Source organism: Mesorhizobium sp. M0678 (assembly GCF_040320505.1).
Lineage (GTDB): Bacteria > Pseudomonadota > Alphaproteobacteria > Rhizobiales > Rhizobiaceae > Mesorhizobium.
The window spans coordinates 108288-129570 of the sequence record NZ_JAMYPT010000001.1 but is presented as its reverse complement, the minus strand read 5'-3'; the positions used below and the strand labels follow the sequence as shown (position 1 = coordinate 129570).

19 protein-coding genes are annotated in these 21283 nt (G+C 64.1%); 6 read left to right on the top strand and 13 right to left on the bottom strand.

The window, feature by feature from the left end:
• Positions 1–100: 100 nt before the first annotated feature.
• Both NKI29_RS00580 and NKI29_RS00575 read right to left on the bottom strand, forming a co-directional pair.
• Positions 101–529, bottom strand: a complete 429-nt coding sequence (locus NKI29_RS00580) for a phasin family protein (RefSeq protein WP_023676429.1) — start codon at positions 527–529, stop codon at positions 101–103.
• An 83-nt stretch (positions 530–612) separates the two neighbouring features.
• Positions 613–1917 carry a DUF445 domain-containing protein gene (locus NKI29_RS00575; protein WP_352454554.1) on the bottom strand — a complete coding sequence of 435 codons (1305 nt, stop codon included), beginning with the start codon at positions 1915–1917 and terminating at the stop codon, positions 613–615.
• A 191-nt stretch (positions 1918–2108) separates the two neighbouring features.
• Here NKI29_RS00575 and rirA point away from each other — a divergent pair, with 191 nt between their 5' ends.
• Complete coding sequence (rirA, locus tag NKI29_RS00570; protein WP_023676431.1) at positions 2109–2570, top strand: iron-responsive transcriptional regulator RirA; 462 nt, start codon at positions 2109–2111, stop codon at positions 2568–2570.
• A gap of 156 nt (positions 2571–2726) precedes the next feature.
• Here rirA and NKI29_RS00565 read toward each other — a convergent pair whose 3' ends face one another.
• From NKI29_RS00565 to hemP, 5 genes are read right to left on the bottom strand one after another with little or no spacing between them, the layout of a single operon-like run.
• Complete coding sequence (locus NKI29_RS00565; protein ID WP_352635555.1) at positions 2727–3515, bottom strand: heme ABC transporter ATP-binding protein; 789 nt, start codon at positions 3513–3515, stop codon at positions 2727–2729.
• 10 nt (positions 3516–3525) lie between these two features.
• Positions 3526–4629, bottom strand: a complete 1104-nt coding sequence (locus NKI29_RS00560) for a FecCD family ABC transporter permease (RefSeq protein ID WP_352635557.1) — start codon at positions 4627–4629, stop codon at positions 3526–3528.
• A gap of 5 nt (positions 4630–4634) precedes the next feature.
• Positions 4635–5543 carry a heme/hemin ABC transporter substrate-binding protein gene (locus NKI29_RS00555; RefSeq protein WP_352795327.1) on the bottom strand — a complete coding sequence of 303 codons (909 nt, stop codon included), beginning with the start codon at positions 5541–5543 and terminating at the stop codon, positions 4635–4637.
• An 11-nt stretch (positions 5544–5554) separates the two neighbouring features.
• Complete coding sequence (locus NKI29_RS00550; protein ID WP_352754841.1) at positions 5555–6613, bottom strand: hemin-degrading factor; 1059 nt, start codon at positions 6611–6613, stop codon at positions 5555–5557.
• Between the two features lie 9 nt (positions 6614–6622).
• Entirely contained in the window at positions 6623–6829 is a 207-nt protein-coding gene (gene hemP, locus NKI29_RS00545) for a hemin uptake protein HemP (RefSeq protein WP_352587787.1), read from the bottom strand.
• 202 nt (positions 6830–7031) lie between these two features.
• Between hemP and NKI29_RS00540 the strand changes: the two genes are divergently transcribed.
• The 3 genes from NKI29_RS00540 to NKI29_RS00530 are packed head-to-tail and all read left to right on the top strand — an operon-like array spanning position 7032 to position 11011.
• Complete coding sequence (locus NKI29_RS00540) at positions 7032–9245, top strand: TonB-dependent hemoglobin/transferrin/lactoferrin family receptor (protein ID WP_502894570.1); 2214 nt, start codon at positions 7032–7034, stop codon at positions 9243–9245.
• A 5-nt stretch (positions 9246–9250) separates the two neighbouring features.
• Positions 9251–9682, top strand: a complete 432-nt coding sequence (locus NKI29_RS00535) for a hypothetical protein (RefSeq protein ID WP_352795325.1) — start codon at positions 9251–9253, stop codon at positions 9680–9682.
• 48 nt (positions 9683–9730) lie between these two features.
• Complete coding sequence (locus tag NKI29_RS00530) at positions 9731–11011, top strand: energy transducer TonB family protein (protein WP_352568902.1); 1281 nt, start codon at positions 9731–9733, stop codon at positions 11009–11011.
• A gap of 169 nt (positions 11012–11180) precedes the next feature.
• Here the strand turns inward: NKI29_RS00530 and putA are convergent, their stop codons facing one another.
• Entirely contained in the window at positions 11181–14792 is a 3612-nt protein-coding gene (gene putA / locus NKI29_RS00525) for a bifunctional proline dehydrogenase/L-glutamate gamma-semialdehyde dehydrogenase PutA (protein ID WP_352568903.1), read from the bottom strand.
• A gap of 162 nt (positions 14793–14954) precedes the next feature.
• On the opposite strand from putA, the gene NKI29_RS00520 reads away from it, so the two are divergent.
• The gene (locus tag NKI29_RS00520) at positions 14955–15407 is read left to right on the top strand and encodes an Lrp/AsnC family transcriptional regulator (RefSeq protein WP_352568904.1); all 453 of its coding nucleotides are present in this window, start codon (positions 14955–14957) and stop codon (positions 15405–15407) included.
• Positions 15408–15644: 237 nt separating this feature from the next.
• On the opposite strand, the gene NKI29_RS00515 is transcribed toward NKI29_RS00520, so the two are convergent.
• Positions 15645–16844 (bottom strand): cytochrome-c peroxidase, encoded by a 1200-nt coding sequence (locus NKI29_RS00515; RefSeq protein ID WP_352644741.1) that lies wholly within the window; start codon positions 16842–16844, stop codon positions 15645–15647.
• Positions 16845–16851: 7 nt separating this feature from the next.
• Positions 16852–17298 carry a FixH family protein gene (locus tag NKI29_RS00510; RefSeq protein ID WP_352568996.1) on the bottom strand — a complete coding sequence of 149 codons (447 nt, stop codon included), beginning with the start codon at positions 17296–17298 and terminating at the stop codon, positions 16852–16854.
• A gap of 158 nt (positions 17299–17456) precedes the next feature.
• Between NKI29_RS00510 and NKI29_RS00505 the strand changes: the two genes are divergently transcribed.
• Entirely contained in the window at positions 17457–18386 is a 930-nt protein-coding gene (locus NKI29_RS00505; RefSeq protein ID WP_352568906.1) for a sugar kinase, read from the top strand.
• Here NKI29_RS00505 and NKI29_RS00500 read toward each other — a convergent pair.
• From NKI29_RS00500 to NKI29_RS00490, 3 genes are all read right to left on the bottom strand, one after another.
• The gene (locus NKI29_RS00500; protein WP_352568907.1) at positions 18379–19380 is read right to left on the bottom strand and encodes an NADP-dependent oxidoreductase; all 1002 of its coding nucleotides are present in this window, start codon (positions 19378–19380) and stop codon (positions 18379–18381) included. The genes NKI29_RS00505 and NKI29_RS00500 overlap by 8 nt on opposite strands.
• A gap of 5 nt (positions 19381–19385) precedes the next feature.
• Positions 19386–20333, bottom strand: a complete 948-nt coding sequence (locus NKI29_RS00495; RefSeq protein WP_352568908.1) for an alpha/beta fold hydrolase — start codon at positions 20331–20333, stop codon at positions 19386–19388.
• 86 nt (positions 20334–20419) lie between these two features.
• Positions 20420–21235, bottom strand: coding sequence for an oxidoreductase (locus tag NKI29_RS00490; protein WP_352568909.1), 816 nt, complete (start codon positions 21233–21235; stop codon positions 20420–20422).
• Positions 21236–21283 lie beyond the last annotated feature (48 nt).

Genomic DNA, 21283 nt, shown 5'->3' with positions numbered 1-21283 from the left:
CGGGCCGCCCCTGTCAATTCGCCAATGCGATTCCAGCGCATAATCTTCGGCCCGCGAACCGCCAGTCTTCGCCGCCGGCAAGTGTGCTGCCGGGGAACAGCTACCTCTTGTCGTGGCCGGCGCGGATCTCCTCCATCGCCTCCTTGATGCGGCTGCGCAGGATTTCGATCGATTCGGTGCCGGACGCCCTCGCCAGTTCGGCCATCTCGCCGGCATTCTTCAGCGCGGTCTCGAAGGATTTCCTGGCGAACGCCGCCTGCTTCTGCATCATTTCCTGCGGATTGCCGGGCGCTCTGTAGCTTTGTGCCATGTCGGTGATTTCGCGCAGCGTGTCCTGCAGCATCTCGCGTTGCCTTGACAACAGCGCCGAGGCTCCAGCGGCGCTCGCCCGTGCCGACTTCTCCAGCGCTTCCAGGTTCTTGGCGTGGTGGGCGAGGATCGCCTCGACGTCGACATTCGGCAGCTTCAGGTCGCGGCCGAACTTGCCGAACATGTCGATGAAGGACTCGGACTCCGGTCGTTTTGCCATGCTGGTTCTCTCCCCTTGTTGCCGTGAACGCCGCCACTGCACGGAAGATAGTGCAGCGAAGCTCAGCGGTCCATTCGGACGAGTCAGCCGACAAGAAACAGCCGTTCGGCAGTGTAGAGCACGAGCCCGGCAAGGCCACCGATGATCATGCCGTTGAAGCGGATATATTGCAGGTCCTTGCCGATGTTCATTTCGATAAGCCTTGTCAGTTGCGCGAGGTCCCAGCGCTTGACCTGGTCGGCGATGAACTTCGACACGCCGCTCTTCTGGCTTTCGACGAAGGACGCCAGCGCCACGATGAACCCCTGGTTCATGTCGGCCCTGATCTGCGCGTCGTCGGCAAGATGGCGGCCGACCTCGACGAACATGGTGGCGAGATGGTCGCGGATCATCGAATTCGGCGCCTTGGCGTCCTGTTCGATGAACAGCCGCAGGCTGTCCCACATATCGCCGGCCAGCGCGCTGAGCTCTGGCCGGGCAAGGAAATCGCGCTTCAGCTTTTCAGCGCGCCTGGCATATTGTTTGGATGTCCTCAACCGCTCGACGAAGGTTTCGACGAAAAGGTCGAATTCGGCTCGCATCGGATGGTGCGGATCGGCCCGCACCTCATCGAGCAGCGAGCCGGCCGACGCAATGATCTTCTTCAACAGATAGGCGTCGGCGCGAAACAGGTTGAACAGCGACGGCAGTTCCTCGCGGATCTTCTCGCGCATCGTCGCCAGCGCCTGCTCGTCGCTCAGGAAGCGGCCGACCACCTTGGTGAACTCGTCGAATAATTTCTGGTGGCGGCGATCGTCAGTCAGCGCCGACAGCAGCTCGGCGGCGAGCGGCGCCAGCGGCACCTTTTCGATCTGCTCCAGCATACGGCTGGTGACGAAGCCGCGCAGTCCGGATTGCTCGACCGCCGCCAGCGTCTGCGGCACCAGCCGGCCGACGAAGCGCGACAAATCGGCGGCGCGGTTCGGGTCGGCCAGCCAGTCCGCGACCAGCGCGGAAAAGTCGACCTCGGCGAGCTTTTCGCGCACCGGTTCCGGCGCCAGGAAATTCACCTCGATGAAGCGGCCGAGATTGTCGGCGATGCGATTCTGGTTTTCCGGGATGATGGCCGTATGCGGGATCGGCAGGCCAAGCGGCCGCCGAAACAGCGCCACCACCGCATACCAGTCCGCCAGGCCGCCGATCGTCGCCGCCTCGGCGAAAGCGGCGACGAAGCCCAACCACGCATGCCGGCTCTCGAGCGATTTCGCCACCGCAAAGACCAGCACGCAAAACGCAAGCGCTGCGGCGGCAACGAACTTGGTGCGCCTGAGCGCCGAAAGCTTGGCGTCGGCATCGGCGTCGAACCGGACGGACGCGACGGATGCAAATGCCGGGGCTGGTCGTGACATGATGGGCCGCTCCTGATCGTGTATGCGAACTTATCTAGTGTCGCCTGCCCCAGAAAGCGCGCCGCTGGTTCCGGTGCGCGCAATCGTGCACGCAAACTTGACGCCGGAATTCATCTATTATGCAGCGCCAGTCTGGAATTGTTCCAAACTATAGGCCATATTGACGCCAACCACTGTTATGTGAGGACACAATGCGGCTTACCCGTCAGACCAACTACGCCATGCGCATTCTGATGTATTGCGCCGCCAACACCGAGCGGTTGAGCCGCATCCCCGAGATCGCCGCCGCCTATTCGGTATCGGAACTTTTCCTGTTCAAGATCCTGCAGCCGCTGGTCGAAAACGGCCTGATCGAAACGGTGCGCGGCAGGAATGGCGGCGTCAGGCTCGGCCGCGCGGCCGAATCAATCAGCCTGTTCGATGTCGTGCGGGTAACGGAGGAAAGCTTTGCCATGGCCGAGTGCTTCGAGAACGACGCCGCCGAATGTCCGCTGGTCGATAGCTGCGCGCTGAATTCGGCATTGCGCGAAGCGCTCAACGCCTTCTTCGCCGTGCTGTCGCGCTACACGATCGCCGATCTGGTGGCGGCGCGCCCGAATGTGCGGCACCTGCTCGGCATCGACATGCTGGTGCAAAGGGCGCCGGCCGCCTGATTTCTGGTCGCATCTCAGTTGGTGAGGTCTGTTGAGATTCAGGTCAGGCCGAGCCGAAAATGGTGGGTTCCGAGAACCGGAACGGAGCGTACGTTTGGGTACGTGAGTACCGGAAGCGCAGGAAATCGCCATTTGCGGGCCGGCATCACCTGGATATCAACAGACCGACTGCGGCAATACGAACGGCATGTTTGCGGCCGGCAACACACCGACCTTCAGCCGGCAATCGAAGACCTTTTCGATCAGCTCGTCGCTGAGCACCTGTTGCGGCGAACCTGTAGCGGCGAGCCTGCCGCGATGCATGACGAAAATCCGGTCGGCATACATCGCCGTCAAATTGAGGTCGTGCAGGATAGCGACCACGCCGCCGCCGCGTCTGGCGAAATCGCACGCGATGTCCATGATGATCAGCTGGTGTTTGATGTCGAGGCTGGACACCGGCTCATCGAGGAACAAATAGCGCGGCTTGCCGTCGAGCACCGGCTCCCACACCTGGCACAGAACGCGGGCAAGCTGCACGCGCTGCTGCTCGCCGCCGGACAGCTCCTGGTAGAAGCGGCCGGCAAAACCGTCGAGGTCGACGCGAGCCAGCGCCCGTTCGGGCAGGCGCTGGTCCTCGCCGGACAGCGCGCCGGAGCGCCCGCCGACCAGGCCCAGCCTGACGATCTCGCGCACGGTGAACGGAAACGACAGCGTCGTCGCCTGCGGCAGCACCGCGCGCACCGTCGCCGCCTCGACCGGCTTCATCGCCGATAGATTGCGGCCGTTGACGGTGACCTCTCCCGAATAGCCAAGATCGCCGGACAGTGCTCGGAGGAAGGTCGTCTTGCCCGAACCGTTGGGGCCGACGATGGCCGCGATTTCGCCGGGCCGCGCCTCGAAATCGACATTGGCGACAATGCCCTTGCCGCCGATCGCCACCGAGACATCCCGCGCTTCGATCATAGGCAAACTTTCACAGGTCGATGACGCCGCGCTTGCGCAGCAGGATCCACAGGAAGAACGGTGCGCCGGCGACCGCGGTGACGATGCCGATCGGCAATTCGGCTGGGGCGACGATGGTGCGGGCGACGGCGTCGGCCAACAGCAGCAGCGCCGCACCAAGCAGCGCCGATGCCGGCAGCAAATAACGGTTATCGGGGCCGATCAGCAGACGCAGCAGATGCGGCACGACGATGCCGACGAAACCGATGCCGCCGCTGACGGCGACCGATGCGCCGACCGCTGCCGAGACGCCGACAATCGCGGTGTATTTCAGCCGCTGCACCGGAATGCCGAGATGGCCGGCCGTGGCCTCGCCGAGCGCCAGCGCGTTGAGGCCGCGCGCCAGGAACGGCATTGCCGCCAGCGCCAGCACGATGACCGGCCCGACCGAGCCGATCTTCTGCCAGGTTGCGCCGCCCAGCGAGCCGAGCTGCCAAAAGGTCAGGTCGCGCAATTGCCGGTCGTCGGCCATGAAGATCAGGATGCCGGTCAGCGCCATGGCAAGCGCCGCCAGCGCGATGCCGGCGAGCAGCATGGTGGCGACCGAGGTCCGGCCTTGCCGTGTCGCGACCTTATAGAGCAGCAATGTCGTCGCCAGCCCGCCGCAGAACGCAGCCAGCGGCAAAGCCATCGTGCCGAGCGCCGAAGTCAGCGGCGCCAGCATGGTCGAGCCAAGCACGATGACGGCGACCGCACCGAGGCTCGATCCGGCCGAAACGCCGATCAGGCCGGGGTCGGCCAGCGGATTGCGGAACAGCCCCTGCATGACGGCACCGGAGACGGCAAGCGATGCGCCGATCAGCACGCCCATAATGATGCGCGGCAGACGGATGTCATGGATGATCAGGTGGTCGCGGGCGCTCAACGCCGCGTCGCCGGGCAACGCGCCGAACAGCCAGTCATGCATGACGCCGATGGCCGAGGCATCGGATGCGCCGGAGGTCAGCGACAACAGCACGGCGATAGCCAGCCCGACGCAGAGCAGCACGACGACGAGGCGGGCGCGCCGCGAACGGTCACCCTCGGCTGCCGTCGCCATGATGCCCGCCGCACCGGCGATCGAATGATCGGCCATCGCGCTCAATCCGTGACCTGGCCGCCATAGAGCGAGACGGCGAGGTCGTGGATGGCGTCGGCCGTGCGCGGGCCGAAGCCGAGCAGATAGCCGCCGTCCATGCGGATCAGCTTGCGGGCGGCACCCGCCGGCGTCGAAGCCACGGCAGGGTTCGAAAACAATTCGTCATCCGCGGTGGCCGGTCCGGCATTGTTCATCATCAGGATCACTTCGGGCCTGGCGGTGATGACTGCCTCGTCCGACAATTGCTTGTAGCCGGCAATGCCGTCGACGGCGTTGATGCCGCCCGAAAGCTTGATGATGCCGTCGGCGGCGGTGTCGCTGCCGGCGGCAAGCAGCTTGCCGCCCTGCATCGACAGCACGAACAGGATGCGCTTGCGATCCTTGATCGAGGCGGTCTGCTTTTCGGCTGCCTTCAGCCTGGCATCGATCTGGACCGCCAGCGCATCGGCCTTGGCCTCGGTGCCGAGCGCCTTGCCGACGATGTGGATCTTTTCGAGAATGCCTTGATTATCATAGCGCTCGGTCACCTCGATGAACGGGATGCTTGATTTCTTCAAGACGTCGACGGCTTCCTTCGGTCCGCTGCCGTGCAGGGCCAATATGCCCGACGGATTGACCGACAGCACACCCTCCGGCGACAGCTGGCGCATGTAGCCGACATCAGGCAGTTCCGCCGCCGCTTGCGGATAGCGGCTGGTCGAATCGCGCGCGACAAGACGATCCTGTTCACCGAGCGCGTAGACGATCTCGGTGATCGAGCCGCCAATAGCCACGATCCTCGAGCGATCGGCGAAAGTCGCGATGCCCTCGGCGGCTTGAGCCGTCATCAGCGCGGCGAAGGCCAGGAAAACAGCGGCCACAGGACCAAGCGCCGACCTGGAGACCGATGCCAGCCTGGAGAAAAGAACCATCGTCGTTTTCCTCAAGCTGCGGTCGGGCTTGGGATACGCGGCAGGTTTTCGGCCAGAAAGCGCCAGTCTTCGCGCTCGCTTTCGCCTTCATGCCGCTTACCGAAGAACTGGATGATCATCTTGCCGTCGGCGCCATAGACTTCGAGCGACGTGACATAGCCGTCCTTGGTCGGCTTGCGCACGGCCCAGACCTCATCGATGTGGTCGGTCCGCAGGTGCAGATGGAAGGTCTCGTCGAGCACGTTGAGCCATGGTCCCATCGGCTTGATCGAGGCGACGGGGCCGGAATGGATCTGGATGCAGCCGCGATTGCCGACAAAGCACATGATCGGCATGGCGCCAGCAGCGGCGTGGTTGAGCATGGCGTTCACCGCATCCTTGTCGACCAGCCAGGCGTAGTCCTGGCCGACCATGCGCACCGCCTGTCGGCGGCTGATCTTCAGTGTCTTCAGCATGCCGAAGAACTGATGCACGTCGGTCAGATGGCTCCAGCGGTCGCGCAGATCGTCGATGCTCGCCGGGTTGTCCGCAGTCTCGGTCTCGTCGGCCGTGCCCGCTGAAATCGCCACCGTCGGCTCCTGGTTCGGCGATTCCAGCCCGGCCACCAGTTTCTGATAGGCGTAAAGGTTGGAGGCTGGCCTGAGATGCACCTTGTGTACCGCCTCGCCTGCGGTATCGAAGAACTGCAGGCTGCGGCGGATGTCGGCGCCATCGCGCTTTTCCACGGCAAAGCCGTGCGCCCAGACTTTTGGGAAAATGCGCAGGTCGATATTCTCACCGAGCACCATGGCATTGTGATTGCCGGTGACGACCTTGTCGTAGACGCCGATCTTCTCGTGCACCGCGCTTTCGTTGCGGGTCAGCGCCATCACCTCACCGACAGCTTCGAGGCCAGTCAAAAGGTCGTTGACACGCGGCTCGACGCGCACGACGCCGTCGCCGCAATGCGCGGCGACCAGTTCGGCCTCCGAAATACCGAGCTGGGCGGCGAGGTCGCGCTCGCGCATTTTCGGATTGTCTGCCCGTGCCCGCCGGATCTCGTGTGGGGCGGGTTTTACGCGCTGGTCCATTTCTACCACCTACTTGTTGAGGATGAGCTTGCCCTGCCGGGTGATCTTCAGCCGGTACAGCGCACCATGATGCTCGATGCCGATCTCGTGCTCGCCCTGGAACAGCGTGTTGCTGGACAGCGTTCTCACGGCCGATTGGATCCGGTCGAAACGGACGGAATTTTCGTCGGAACGGCGGACGCGATAGCGAAAGTCGCTGGGATTGTGCGTGTTCATTGGTTCGATCCCTTTTCCTGTGCCGGGCATCTGGCTCGGCGCCTGCGTGAAATGCCGATTCAATTCTTGACTCGAATAATCATGTTATCTAGCAGTGCAATACCGGAGTAAATGAGTCAACATTTAAGACGCCGGACGCGATGAAAAATGCCAGCGAGCCCCAAGCCAGCCAGCATCGAACATGGATTCTTGGAGTTGCAGCATGGGGTTGGCGAATTGGGGACGGCTGGCGGGCAGCGGCCTGACACATTGTTCTATGACAAGCAAAATGGCCGCGTTGCTGGCCGGCGCGGCGGCGATCCCGCTGCTCGCAACACCGGCCGGCGCCCAGCAGGCCGCCCAACCGGCAGCCGACCAGCAGCAGACTGACCCGTCTCAACAGCCCGAAAAGGTAAAGCCGGCCCCGGCGGGTACCACACTGCTCGACAAGATCCTGATCCTCAGCCGTACCGGCGAGACGGCGATCGAGTCGCTTGCTTCAGCCAGCCATGTCGACGAGGAACAGCTCGAGCGCCGCATGGCGACGACGCCCAACGAAATGCTGTTCGGTGTGCCGGGTGTCGCCGTCCAGGCCGACGCAAGGCGTGTCAGTTCCAGCATCAACATCCGCGGCCTGCAGGATTTCGGCCGCGTCTCCGTCATCGTCGACGGTGCCCGCCAGAATTTCCAGCGCTCGGATCACGGTACGCAATCGACCTTCTACATCGATCCCGAATTGATCAAATCCGTCGATGTGATCCGCGGCCCGGTCGCCAACACCTATGGCTCCGGGGCGATCGGCGGCGTCGTATTTTTCGACACCAAGGATGCGCAGGATTTCCTCAAGCCGGACGAGACCTGGGCGGTATCCGCAACTGGGCGCTACGAAACCAACGGCAAAGGCTGGACCACCAGCGCCACCGGCGCCTATCGGATCAACGAGAACTGGGACGTGCTCGGCAATATCGTCTACCGCGACTATGACGACTACAAGCATGGCGGCGGCGACACTGTAGCGGGCACCGGCTTCGACGTCTTGAGCGGCCTCCTCAAGACGACCATCCGCCCCAGCGAAAACAGCGAGCTGAAGCTGGGCTGGATCGGCTCGAACGACGGATGGACCGAGACCAGCGGCAGCGCGCCGGTGAACGACGCCGACCTGAAGGCGAATACCTTCACGGCCCGCTACAACATCACCGACGAAGACAAGAGCTGGCTCGACCTCCACATCAACGCGTCCTACAACAAGACCAAGCTCGATCTGACGACCCTTGTGGCGCAAAACCGGTTTGATCCGGTCACCGGTCTGCCCGTGGTTTTGCCGGCGGGTTCGAAATCGACGTTCGACATCGGCACCTCCGGCATCGACATTTGGAACACGTCGAGATTCGAGACCGTTGGAATCGCGCATGAGCTGACCTATGGCGGCGACTGGGTTGGCGACGATGTCGAGACAGGCGGCACGGCGGGCGGCGACAGCTTCTATACGCCCTCGGGCAACAGGAACGTCTCCGGCGCTTACGTTCAGGACAAGCTCACCTGGGACTGGCTCGAGGTCATCGCCGGGCTGCGTTACGACAGCTATAAGCTCGACAGTGATGTCGGCGAAACCTCTGGCGACCGGCTGTCGCCACGCATCACAGTGGGCATTTCGCCCTTCGAAACCGCCAGCCTTTCCGGCCTGCAATTCTACGGCACCTATGCGGAAGGCTACCGTTCTCCGTCGCTGTCGGAGACCCTGATCAGCGGCAATCATCCGGCCGGCGTCAGCTTCCCGTTCCTCCCCAATCCCGATCTCAAGCCTGAAACCGGCAAGACCGTGGAATTCGGCGTCAATTACAGTACCAACGGCGTCATTGAGGCCGACGACGCGCTGCGGCTGAAGGCGGCCTATTTCAACAACAATGTCGACGATTACATCGACGGCGTGACGCTCTCGCCGTTCGACCCGACCAGCGGCTGCCCGTTCGGTCCGGGCATACCGATCTGCTTCCAGTATCAGAATTTCGCCAAGGCCAGGATCCACGGCTTCGAGATGGAGGGCGTCTATGATGCCGCCTGGGGCTTTGCCGGGCTTTCGGCGTCGTTCACCGATGGCCACACGATTTCCTATGAAGGCGAACGGGCAGACCTTGTCACCGTCCCCTCCTCCCAGATCACCGGGCAACTCGGCTTTCGCTTCCTCGAGGACAGGCTGACCATCGGCGGCGAGGTGCAGTACAACGGCAAGCCGCAGGGCAACCCGGTGGCCAAGGACTATACACTGGTCAATGCCTTCGCCAGCTACCAGGCGACCGACAATTTCAAGGTCGATTTCCGCGCCGACAATCTGTTCGACGTCAAATACGCCAACCCGCTGAACGCATCGACGACGAGCGTCGTCTACGAGCCCGGCGTCACCCTGAAGCTGGCGGCGACGATGAGGTTTGGAGGCTGACGACAATGACAGGCATGACGGCATCCCTTCGTCTGTTCGCCGCGGTGCTGGCAATATTGCTTGCGGCGGCTCCGGCATGGACACAGCAGCAAGCACCGGCGCTGATCCTCGAGCTCAATGGCGCGCAGCCTTCCGACAAGGGCTGCCGCCTTACCTTCGTGGTCACCAACAATCTCGGCGCCGGTCTTTCCAAGGCGGCGTTCGAGATCGCGCTGTTCAACGGGGCCGGCGTTGTCGACCGGCTGACGGTACTCGATTTCAAGGAGCTGCCGGCAGGCAAGACCAAGGTGACGCGTTTCGATCTTGCCGGCACGGATTGCGGCAAGGTCAGCCGCGTGTTGATCAACAGAGCCACGGAATGCGCCGGCGCCGAGCCGAATGCCTGCATGCGCGGGCTGAAGACGCAGACCAGGACCGGCATCGCCTTCGGGGTCTGAATTTTGGGACCGGAACCCGCATTCGCACGAAACCCCGTCGCGTGGCCATTGGCCGGTTTCCTGCCGCCGGAACCGGACGATCCGGATTTCGCCATCCCGCGCGGGGCGCTGCGTGTTTCGCCGCGCGACAGGCCGGAAGACAGTTACATCGCCGATGCCGACGGCGACTTGACTGCGGTACCTATGGAGCCATTGCGGCAGGCACGACAGACGCGGCGGCGCCGCAACTGGACGGTGGCGATCGCCTGCTCTTGCGCATTCCACGTGGCGGTGGCGCTGGCCTTCCTCACGCTGCCGGACGACCGGCCAAGCATCGAAGGTGCCGACCAGCAAGGCGAAATGCTGCTCGGCGCCGACCCGCAGCAGGCGGCCGGCGATGTCGGAGACGATCCGGAAGTGGCCAACGTGACGATGGTGACCATGCTCGACGCCAAGCCGGTCGAAACGGTCGAGGCGCAGGCGGCCGCGGCAGAGGAGACGCTCCAGCCGGTCACCGATGCGGCGGAGACATCGGACAAAGAAGTGGTTGAGCCGGTCAACGAGGCCGCCATGGAAACCGCTGCCGTTGCCGACCGGACTGAGCCTGCGCAACCTGTCCAGCCGGCGCGCCAGGACCCATCGCCCGACGTTCTTGCGACCGACAGGCTGGTGCCTGCCGACGACAATGCCGTGCCGCCGCCAGTCAGCGCGGCCGAAACGGCCGAGCCTGCCGAGACAAGCGCACCGGCACCAGCCGACCCGGCGCCGGCCGAAACGGTTGAGACGGCCGAGACCGTCGTCGCGGCGGAAGAACCGAGGCCGAACAAGCCTGAGCCCAGGCAGCCGAAGAAGGCAACCGCAAAGAGCAAGCCGGCCAGGAAGGTCGAACCAAACGAGCCTGAAAAGCCGGCCCTGCGCAAGAAGGCGGGCAAGGCTGCGGCCAAAGCCGACACCAAGAAGAAAAAAGCCGGCTCCGGCGGCCGTGACGAAACGGATGTCGCGCGCGGCATGGCCGACGCCAGGAAGGACGGCAAGATCCTGACCGCCAGCAGGGGCGGCAAATCAGGCATCGGCAATGCAGCCGTCACGAACTATCCCGGCAAGATCAGGTCAAAACTGGTGCGGGCCTTCAATTCGACACGCACGCGCGCCACCGGCACAGCTACGGTTGCCTTTACCGTCGGCTCGAACGGCAGCGTCCGGTCGGCCAGGCTGACGGGCAGTTCGGGTGTTGCCGCGCTGGACAAGGCCGCACTCGACGCAGTCCGCCGGGCTTCTCCCTTTCCCCCTATTCCAGACGGAGCCGGTCGCTCGGCCTGGCAGTTCGAAGTGCCGCTCGGTATCAGATAGCTATCGCTCTCATCAGGCATCAAAGTCGGCGCCGCCCCGGGGAGAAGGGGCGTGGACGCAACGCTGGCGACCCCTCTCCCCGTTCTTCACAGCGAGAGGGTAAGGGTGAGGGACAGCGCAACCCCAAGCGATTTGCCCTGCCCGCGACACGCGAGCCCTGGCGAAACCCTCAGGCCGCGGCCAGCAGGCTGGCATTGCCGCCCGCCGCCGTGGTGTCGACGCAGACTGCGCGCTCGTGGGCGTAGGCGGCCGGATAATAGACTTCGCTGATCAGCGGCACGATCGGGCCGGCGCGCTCGGCGATGACCTTGCGCACGATGCGCGCGGCCTCGGGCGTGCCGGAAAAGGCCACGACATCGACCCGCAGCGAGCGCGCTTCGACCGGGTCCGGCCGGCCGTCGATCGCCGCCAGCGGCAGGCCCTTGCCGGTCAATGATGAAAGTGCCGCCGGCGCGCCGGGTGCGACGGCGAGCACGGCATTGCCGGCGGCCAGCGCCTGGATCGTCTGCGCAAGCAGCGTATCCGCGTCGGGACCGAGGCACAGCACGCGCCCGCGCGGCGACAGCGACAGCGTGTTGGCCTCGCCGGTCGGCCCGGGCAGGTCGACCTGGCCGAAATCGATGCCGGCGGCAGTGCCGATAGCCGCGGCACCCTTGCCGCGCAGATGTTTCCTCAGGATGGCGACGCGATCCGGCCGCGTCGACCAGCCGCCAAAGGCCGGGTCCGGCAGATTGTCGGCGAGCTCGGTCGCCGTCACCTTGCGGCCTTCGGCAAGATGGGTGCCGGCTTCCGGCCCCTTGCGGAAGCGCCGGAGATAATGTGGGCCACCGGCCTTCGGCCCGGTGCCGGAAAGGCCCTCGCCGCCGAACGGCTGCGCGCCGACGACGGCGCCGATCTGGTTGCGGTTGACGTAGATGTTGCCGGCATGGATGCCATCGACGAAATGCTGGGCGCGGCCTTCGATGCGGGTGTGCAGGCCAAAGGTCAGGCCATAGCCTTTGCGGTTGATCGCAGCGATCACCGCATCGATCTCGTCGGCATCGAAGGTGGCGACATGCAGCACCGGCCCGAACACCTCGCGCTCCAACTCCTCGATGCCCTTGACCCGAAAGACGTGCGGCGCAACGAAGCGGCCGTCCTTCGGCGCTTCGAGCTTGGCGATCAGCCGGCCCTGCAGGCCCATTTTGGTGCAATAGTCACGGATCGACGCTTGCGCCTCGTCATCGATGACCGGGCCGACATCGGTCGATATCCGCCACGGGTCGCCGAGGCTGAGCGCTTCCATCGCGCCTTTCAGCATCTCAAGCATCTTCTTCTCGACGTCCTTCTGCACGTAGAGAATGCGCAATGCCGAGCAGCGCTGGCCGGCGCTCTGGAAAGCGGAGGCGAGGATGTCGCGCACCGCCTGTTCGGGAAGTGCGGTGGAATCGACGATCATGGCGTTGAGGCCGCCGGTCTCGGCAATCAGCATGGCGTCAGGCGCGGCGGTGTCGGCGAGCTGCTTTTCGATTAGCTTGGCGACCTCGGTCGAGCCGGTGAAGCAGACGCCGGCAATGCGCGGATCGGCGGTCAGCGGGCCGCCGACCGTGGGGCCGTCGCCGGGCAGAAGCTGGATGATGTCTTCCGGCACGCCGGCCTCGCGCAGCAGCTGGACAGCGCGGAAGGCGATCAGCGGCGTCTGTTCGGCTGGCTTGGCGATCACCGAATTGCCGGTGACGAGTGCCGCTGCAATCTGGCCGGTGAAGATGGCGAGCGGAAAATTCCACGGCGAGATGCAGGCGATGGCGCCGCGCGCCTCGGTGCCCGCCTCGGCATTGGCGGCCTCGGCCGCATAGTAGCGCAGGAAATCGACCGCCTCGCGCACCTCGGCAACGCCGTCGGCGAGCGACTTGCCGGCTTCGCGGGCGGCGAGCGCAAAGAACTCGACGGCGTTCGCCTCGTAGAGATCGGCCGCCCGGTTGAGGATGGCAGCGCGCTCGGCGACCGGGCGTCTTGCCCATGCCGGTTGTGCCTCGACGGCGATGCGCACGGCGGTCTCGACCTGCTTGGCGCCGGCCTCGCTGACCGTGCCGACCACTTCCGAAGGTTTCGCAGGATTGACCACCGGACGCTGCTTGCCGTAGCCGGCGGCGCGGCTGACCGGCTTGGCGTGCCAGCGGTCCGGCCCGGCGAACTCGGCCCTGGCCTTGTCGATCGCCGCCAGCGTCGGCGTGTCGGTGATATCGAAGCCCTTGGAATTGCGCCGGCCGGGGCCAAAGATCGCCGACGGCGGCACGATCGCCGGATTGGCCGCGGGGCCTTGTTTCTCCACCGTGTCGAGCGGGTCGCGAGCAATATCCTCCGGCTCGACTTCCTCGTCGGTGAGCTGGTGGACAAAGGAGGAATTGGCGCCGTTCTCGAGCAGCCGGCGGACCAGATAGGCGAGCAGGTCGGAATGAGCGCCGACTGGCGCATAGATGCGGCAGCGCGTGCCTTCGGCCTTGCGCACCGTCTCGTGCAGTGCTTCGCCCATGCCGTGCAGCCGCTGGAACTCGAATGTATCGCGCTCCGTCGTCATCGACAGGATGGCGGCGACGGTGTGGGCGTTGTGGGTGGCGAATTGCGGATAGATGCGGTCGGTCATCGACAAAAGCTTCTTCGCGCAGGCCAGGTAGGAGACGTCGGTGTTGGCTTTGCGGGTAAAAACCGGATAGCCGTCGAGCCCGAGCGTCTGAGCCCGCTTGATCTCGGTGTCCCAATAGGCGCCCTTGACCAGCCGCACCATGATGGTGCGATCGTATTTCTTCGCCAGCGCATAGAGCCAGTCGACGGTGAAGGCCGCGCGCGGACCGTAGGCCTGGACGACGACGCCAAAGCCGTTCCAGCCGGCAAGCTCCGGCTCGGCCAGTACCCGTTCGATGACGTCGAGCGACAGGTCGAGCCGGTCGGCCTCCTCGGCGTCGATGTTGAGGCCCATGCGCGAATGGCGCGCCGCCAGCGCCAGCGACCAAAGCCGCTCGGCCATGACGGGCAGCATCTTTTCCTTCTGCGTCACTTCATAGCGCGGATGCAGCGCCGACAGTTTTACCGAAATGCCGTGGTTCTGGCGGATGTCGGGGCCGTTGGCGCCGGCATCGAGCGAAGAGATCGCATCGGCATATGCCTTGAGGTAGCGCAGCGCATCGGCCTCGGTGCGGGCCGCCTCGCCCAGCATGTCGAAAGAATAGAGATAGCCCTTCTGCGTCATCGGCCGGCCGCGCTTGACCGCCTCGGCGATCGTGCGGCCAAGCACGAACTGCTCGCCCATCTCGCGCATGGCCGCCGCGACCGCCTTGCGGATGACCGGCTCGCCGAGCCGGCGCACCATGGCGCGCAGCGTGCCTTCGATGCCGCCCTCGCCTTCGTCGAGCACGCGGCCGGTCAGCATCAGCGCCCAGGTCGATGCATTGATGAAGATCGAGCTCGAGCCGCCCGAATGCGCCGACCAGTCGTGCGGCGCGATCTTGTCGGCGATGAGGTCGTCCATCGTCTCGGTGTCGGGCACGCGCAGCAGCGCCTCGGCCAGGCACATCAGCGCCACGCCCTCCTTGGTCGAGAGGCCATAGGCGGACAGGAAGACCTCCATCAGCCGCGGATCGGACGAGCCGCGCACCGCCCGCACTAGATCGGCGGCACGGGCCGAAATCGCCTTGCGGTCTTGCGCGGACAGCCCGGCCGCCTCGGCCAGCCGCTTCACCGCCTGGTCTTCGTCGGGCAAATAATTAGCACGGATCTGCTGGCGGATGGTGTCGAGCGCTGGCATGGCGGTCCTGTAGAGCGAGCATAAGGGAGCGGGCCGGCGGTCACCGGACCGAACGGCGCAAGCTAACATAAGTAGGGATTGCAGTCGGTCCAAAGAAGTCGACAGAACAGATCGATCGATCTATCATTAGGACTGATCACCTCCAATTCGACCAGGAATCCAGTGACAGAAGACCAATTGGACCGGATCGACAGGAACATCCTGTCGGCTCTGGGCAGCAATGGCCGGCTTTCCATGTCGGACCTGGCGGCTAAAGTCGGCCTGTCGAAGACGCCGGTGCAGGCACGAGTCAAACGGCTGGAGAAGGACGGCTTCATCAGGGGCTACCAGGCGATCATCGACCGTGAGCGCATGGGCGAAGGCCATGTCGCCTTCGTCCAGGTGAAACTGTCCGACACCCGCTCGGCCGCGCTCGACGCCTTCAACCGCGCCGTGCAGGCGGTGCCGGAGATCGAGCAGTGCCACATGATGGCATCGAGCTTCGACTATCTGCTGAAGGTCCGCACCACCGACATCGCCGCCTACCGCCGCGTGCTTGGCGAGCGCATCTCCGCCCTGCCGCACGTAGCCCAGACCTCGACGTTTGTCGCGATGGAGACGGTGAAGGATCGGTGAGTATCTCTGCATACAGACCGATATCAGCGGCCGATCCAACGCTGGCGACTAGCCTATCCCCACCATCCCTTCGTCATCCCAGGGCGGAGCAAGGAGCGAAGCGACGCGGCGCAGACCCTGGGATGACGAAGTGGAGAGATGTCTCAGCTAATCTCGAGGCTTTGTGATTGCCACCTTTTTAATTTGCTTCAAGTCGGGAAAGTCGAAATCTATCTTCACGTCCCGGCAAACCCAACGTCACTCCGCCAGTGTCTTCAAAAACGCCACCAGCGCCGCGCGCTCGTGGTCCGAAAGCTGCAGCGGGTGGACCTCTGACACACCCTCGACACTTGCCGGCGCCTTGGAATAATGCGCCACCACCTCGTCGAGCGAGGAAAACTGCCCGGCATGCATGTAGGGCGGACGGGTGGCGGCACCGCGCAGCGACGGCGTCTTGTAGGCGCGGACGAGTTCCGGCCCGGTCTTGACCATGAAGCGCAACTCGCGGCAGGCGCTGGCATCGCCGTCGCGAAAGGCGCCGAAACAGTTGAACGGATCGGCCTCGACCTGCGCCACCGCCTCGACGCGGCCGCGATCCGGCGGCAGGCCCGCGACCGGCGGCACGCCGGTATTGTGGAAGCTGCCGTCGGTAAAACGCGGGCCGTTGTGGCAGGTCACGCAATTGGCCTTGCCGATGAACAATTTCAGGCCGAGGATTTCCTCCGACGAAAAGGCGGCGTCGCCTTTCGGCTCGGCGCCCGCAGCCAGGTCGAGGGCAAAGCGGTCGAAGCGTGTCTGCGGCGGCGCGATCGAGCGCTCGAAGGCGGCGATCGCCTTGCCGATATTGGCAAAGACGCGGTTGACCTCCTCGGCTTGGCTGGCGGGCATGGCGTTCCAGGCCGCCTTCTCGGCATCGGTGCCGAACGGGCCGGCATTGGCCGGCACGCCCGAAAGGTCAGGCAGCGGCCCGAAGATGCGCTCGTAGCGCTCGCCGAAGCGGGCCTTGATGTAATGTGCGAAGGCGGCGCGGTTGCCGGCCTGCTCCAGCGGATTTTCGAGCGGTGTCAGCGCTTGCGCCCACAGGCTGTCGCGCCGCCCGTCCCAGAAGAACCAGGGATCATGCGCGACGCCGGCCAACGGCATGGTACGACGGTTGGTGCGGCCGACGCCGACCGCTTGCGGCAGGTCGTCCTGGAACTGCCGGTCGATCTTGTGGCAGGTCGAGCACGATACCGTGCCGTCGCCGCTCATCCCGGTGTCGAAAAACAGCGTCGAGCCGAGTGCCGCGGCGGCCGGCACATCGGCGAAGCGATTGGTGGTATCGGGCTTCAGCGGCGGCAGCTTGGACAGGGCCAGTGAGGCGATGGTCTGCTTTTCGGCATCGGAAAACTCCGGTCTGCCGCAGCCGGCAAGCACGGCCACCACCACCAACGCGAGAAGACTGGGAAACCGGCTCATCTATGGCTCACAGCACCACATTGAAGACGACAGTGTCCGAACCGGCCGCAGCGGAAATGGCAAAATGCAATTGCCACCACCCGCTCATCGTGAATTTGACCCCGTCGATGCGATAGCGCCCCGCGCCGAGGTAATCGGTCGCCTGCGGGCTGGTCGGCAGACCGTGCTTGTGCTGCGGCATGCCGCCGGAAATCGTTATCGCAGCACCTTCCACCGGCGCACCCTCGACGGTTTTGAGCGTGAGCAGCCAGGATTCCAGTTCGCCCTGCCGGATGACGCCTTTCTCGGGCTCGAAAGTCGCCGCGAACAGCTTGTTCGCCGTCGTCTTGGAACGGCCGACATCCGAGCTTGGTTGCGGCGCACGCGGCGCCGTCAGATAGACGATTGCCAGCACGCCGGCGAGCAAGGCAGCCAGGCCGAGGCCTCCAAGAAGATAACGCCATAACGATGCCAAACCCATTCCTGTTCTGCGGATAACGTTTCGCTGGGCAGATCGCGTCCCACGCCCCTGTGGGAAATCGCGCCCAGTGCAAGAATCCGCCGTCGCCAAGCATGGCGCTGCCGGCTGCAAAAAGCTACAGCACCGCAATTGCAGGGATGGAGGAGTGCTTCATGGCAGGAAACGGCATCGCCTCGATCGGCGAGTGCATGCTAGAGCTTTCGGGCCAGGCCGGGCCGAACTGGCGCATGGGCTTTGCCGGCGACACGTTCAACACTTTGTGGGCGCTGCATGCCTTGAGCGGCGAGCGGCGGGCGACCTATGTGTCGGCCTTCGGCGACGACCCGTTCTCACGCGACCAGATCAAGTTCCTGGCCGAGAGCGGCATCGGCATCGGCGCCAGCCCGGTGATAGCGGGCGCCCGCCCCGGCCTCTATGCGATCACGCTGACCGGCGCCGAACGTTCTTTCACCTATTGGCGGGCCGATGCGGCCGCAAGGCAGTTGGCTTCGGACCCAGCCGCTTTGCAGAAAAGCCTTGAAAACCAGGCGCTTGTCTATTTTTCCGGAATCACTTTGGCAATCCTCGACGACGACGCACGCACGGTGCTGCTGACGGCCGTGGCCAAGGCGCGCGCGGCCGGCTCGCTGATTGCCTTCGACCCCAATTACCGGCCGCGGCTATGGCGCCAAAGCGAGGAAGCGCAGGCCGCGATCCTCGAGGCGCTCGCCGTCGCCGACATCGCGCTCCCGACCTTTCCCGACGAGCAGATGCTGTTTGGTGATACGACACCGCAGAAAACAGCTGAACGGCTGCGAAAGCTGGCCGGCGAAGTCGTGGTCAAGAACGGTGAGGAACCGGCGCTGATCGCGCAAAACGGAACCTTGCAATCGGTTCCGGCGGTGCATGTCGCCGCGCCGGTCGACACCACCGGCGCCGGGGACTCCTTCAACGGCGCCTACCTCGCCGCCCGACTTGCCGGCCATGCCCCGGCAGAGGCGGTGCTGCGCGCCCATCGCGTTGCCGCCGCCGTCGTGCAGGTGCGCGGCGCCCTGGCGCCGTTCGAGACGCTGAGGGCAGCGTTCGAGGCAACTGCTATCTGACCTTGATGACGACCTTGCCCTTAGCGCGTCCTGTTTCGACATAGGCCAGGGCGTCATTGGTCGCTTCGAATGGAAAGACCCGATCCACAACCGGGCGGATCGCGCCGGCTTCGATGAGAGCGGTGATTTTGCTCAGCTGATCGCCCTGCGCCCACATGAAAAGGAACGAAAACTGCACGCCGCGGCGCTTGGCTTTGGCCCGAATTCCGCGACTCAGGAAGCGCAGCGCCAGCCTCAGCATCAAGTTCAGCCCCTTTTCCCTGGCAAATTCGGCATCCGGTGGACCGGAGATGGAGATGAGCTTGCCACCCGGTTTCAGCACGCTCAGGGATTTTTCCAGTGTCTTGGCGTCCTGGCTGTTCAAGACGACATCGTAGCCCGACAGAACTTTCTCGAAGTCGTCTTTCCTGTAGTCGACGATGACATCGGCGCCGAGACTTTTGACCAGATCGGCACTCGCCGCGCTCGCGGTTGTCGCAACGGTCGCGCCGAGGTGCTTGGCCAACTGAATAGCAAATGTCCCGACGCCGCCGGAACCAGCCTGAATGAAGACCTTCTGTCCCTTCTTCAGGTTTGCCCGTTCGATGAGCGTCTGCCAGGCGGTGAGACCGACCAGGGGAATCGACGCCGCCTCTTCCATACTGAGATTCTCGGGCTTCAAGGCTACGTCGGCCTCATTCACGGCAATGAATTCGGCGAATGTCCCAATCCGGCCGTCGCGCGGCCGCGCATAGACATCGTCGCCGGCCTTGAACTTGCGGACTTTCGATCCCACGCGAACAACCTTCCCAGCCACGTCGTGGCCCAGGATGAAGGGCCGGCGATAAGGCAGGATGAGCTTGAATTCCCCGGTTCTGATCTTGGAATCGAGCAGGTTCACCCCTGCGGCATGGACCTCGACCAAGACATCGCTGTCCTGGAGCTCCGGCTCCGGCATTTCGGCCAGCCGCAGAATGCCCTTCTTGTTATACTTATCGACAACGAATGCCTTCATGGCAGTTACTTTCTAAGAATGTCTGTTGTTGTTCGGGACGAAACAAGCCGAACGTTTTCAGCTGCATAGCCGCCCTGCGGCAAGGCCTCAGCCTCGAGGAAGGACAGGGCTTTCGGGACAAAATCGGCGTAGTTCTGAAATACCCCGCCATGCCCGGCATCCGGATAGATAACCAGATGCGCCCCCGGGATACGCCCTGCGAGATCATAGGTATTGCTGCTCGGCACCATCCTGTCCTGGTCGCCATTCGCAACCAAAGTGGGAATGCGGATGGTGCTCAGGTCTTCAGGCGCCTGGAGTCCATAGGCCTTGATCGCCTTGAGTTGCGCGCCGAACGCGCTCAGCGATATCGCCTTGTCCCGGTTATTCCGGCGCTCCTTCAGCCGTTCCAGAAATGCGTTTGCGGCGCGGCGCCCATTCGTCGTTCTTGTGAAGAAGAGATAGTACTTCGGATCCCGAAAAGTCAGCGCGCCCTTGATCATGTCCACGATCGTCAGCGGCGTCACCTTGTCGATGCCTTGCCCACCGGCCGGCCCCGTGCCAGCCAGGATGAGTTTGCGCACAAGCTTGGGCTCGGTCAGCACAATCTCTTGCGCCACGAAGCCGCCGAGTGAAAAGCCGAAGAGATCGACTTCTTCGAACCCCAGCGCCCGGACAAAGGCGATTGCATCCCGCGCCATGCCGGAAATGGTCGACGGAGTTTTGCCACCCGAAGCGCCGATGCCGCGATTGTCGAAGGCAATTACCCGCCGGGTCGCAGCGAGGCCATCGACGATGCGCGGATCAAAATTGTCCAGCTGAGCAGCCAGATGGTTGAGCAGGATCACTGGCACGCCCGTCCTAGGCCCGAGTTCCCTGTACGCAAAAGCTATGCCGCCGACATCGACGGAGCGCGTTGGCGCGTCCTGGAACAACGCCGGTGAACGCGGCGACCGATTGGATCTATGTGTCATGCTTGGCGCCTCCGTTTCGTAGGGCCTGGCCAAATGTGTCGTAGTTGCTAGTCGCATGTGCGTGAAATCGTCTGGCTCGCCGTTGTTCAGACCGGCAGTCGGAACTGCTTGCGCAGGCTCTTGTCGAAAATCCCCGCGGGGGCAAAGCGGCGCAGCAGGCTGACCTGGCGCGCTGCCTTGCCAGCGGTATAGCGCCGCCGCGGACGGGCATCGGTCGCTGTCTTGACAACCACATCCGCCACCACTTCCGGCTGATCGGCCTTGGGCATCACATCGCCCAGCAGCGCCTTGAGCCCGGCTCGAGCCCGATCGTATTCCTTCAACAGCGAATCCGGCTCGATGCCGTTCTGGTCGAAGACGGTGCGGACGAATGCCGGCTCGATGACGGAAACGCGGACGTTGAAGGCGCGCACCTCGTGGTCGAGCGATTCCGAATAGCCTTCGAGCGCGTGCTTGACCGCCGAGTAATGAGCTGAGTATGGCGCGGGTACCAGTCCCAGGATCGAGCCGATATTGATGATGCGCCCTTCGCCGCGCCGCCGCATCGACGGCAACACCGCATTGGTCATCCGCATGACGCCGAACAGATTGACGTCGAATAGAGCTTGTACCTGTGCGACCGAGGATTCCTCGGCGCCGCCTAGCAGACCGACACCAGCATTGTTGACCAGGAGATCGATCCGGCCGGTCTGCGCGAGCACGTTGGCAACGAGCGCATTGACGGCCGCATCATCGGTCACGTCGCATGCCAGCATGGTCACTCCGCCCGGACCATTACTGGTCTTGCGGCGACTTGTCCCGAAGACAGTGAAACCCGCCCGCGCCAAGGCCTCGGCGCTGGCGCGGCCGATGCCCGAGGAGGCTCCGGTCACGATTGCGGTCTTTTCAGAATTCCCATTCATTTTTGATGTTCCAGGTTCGAGAGGTCTAGCTTATTTCCACGAATTGAA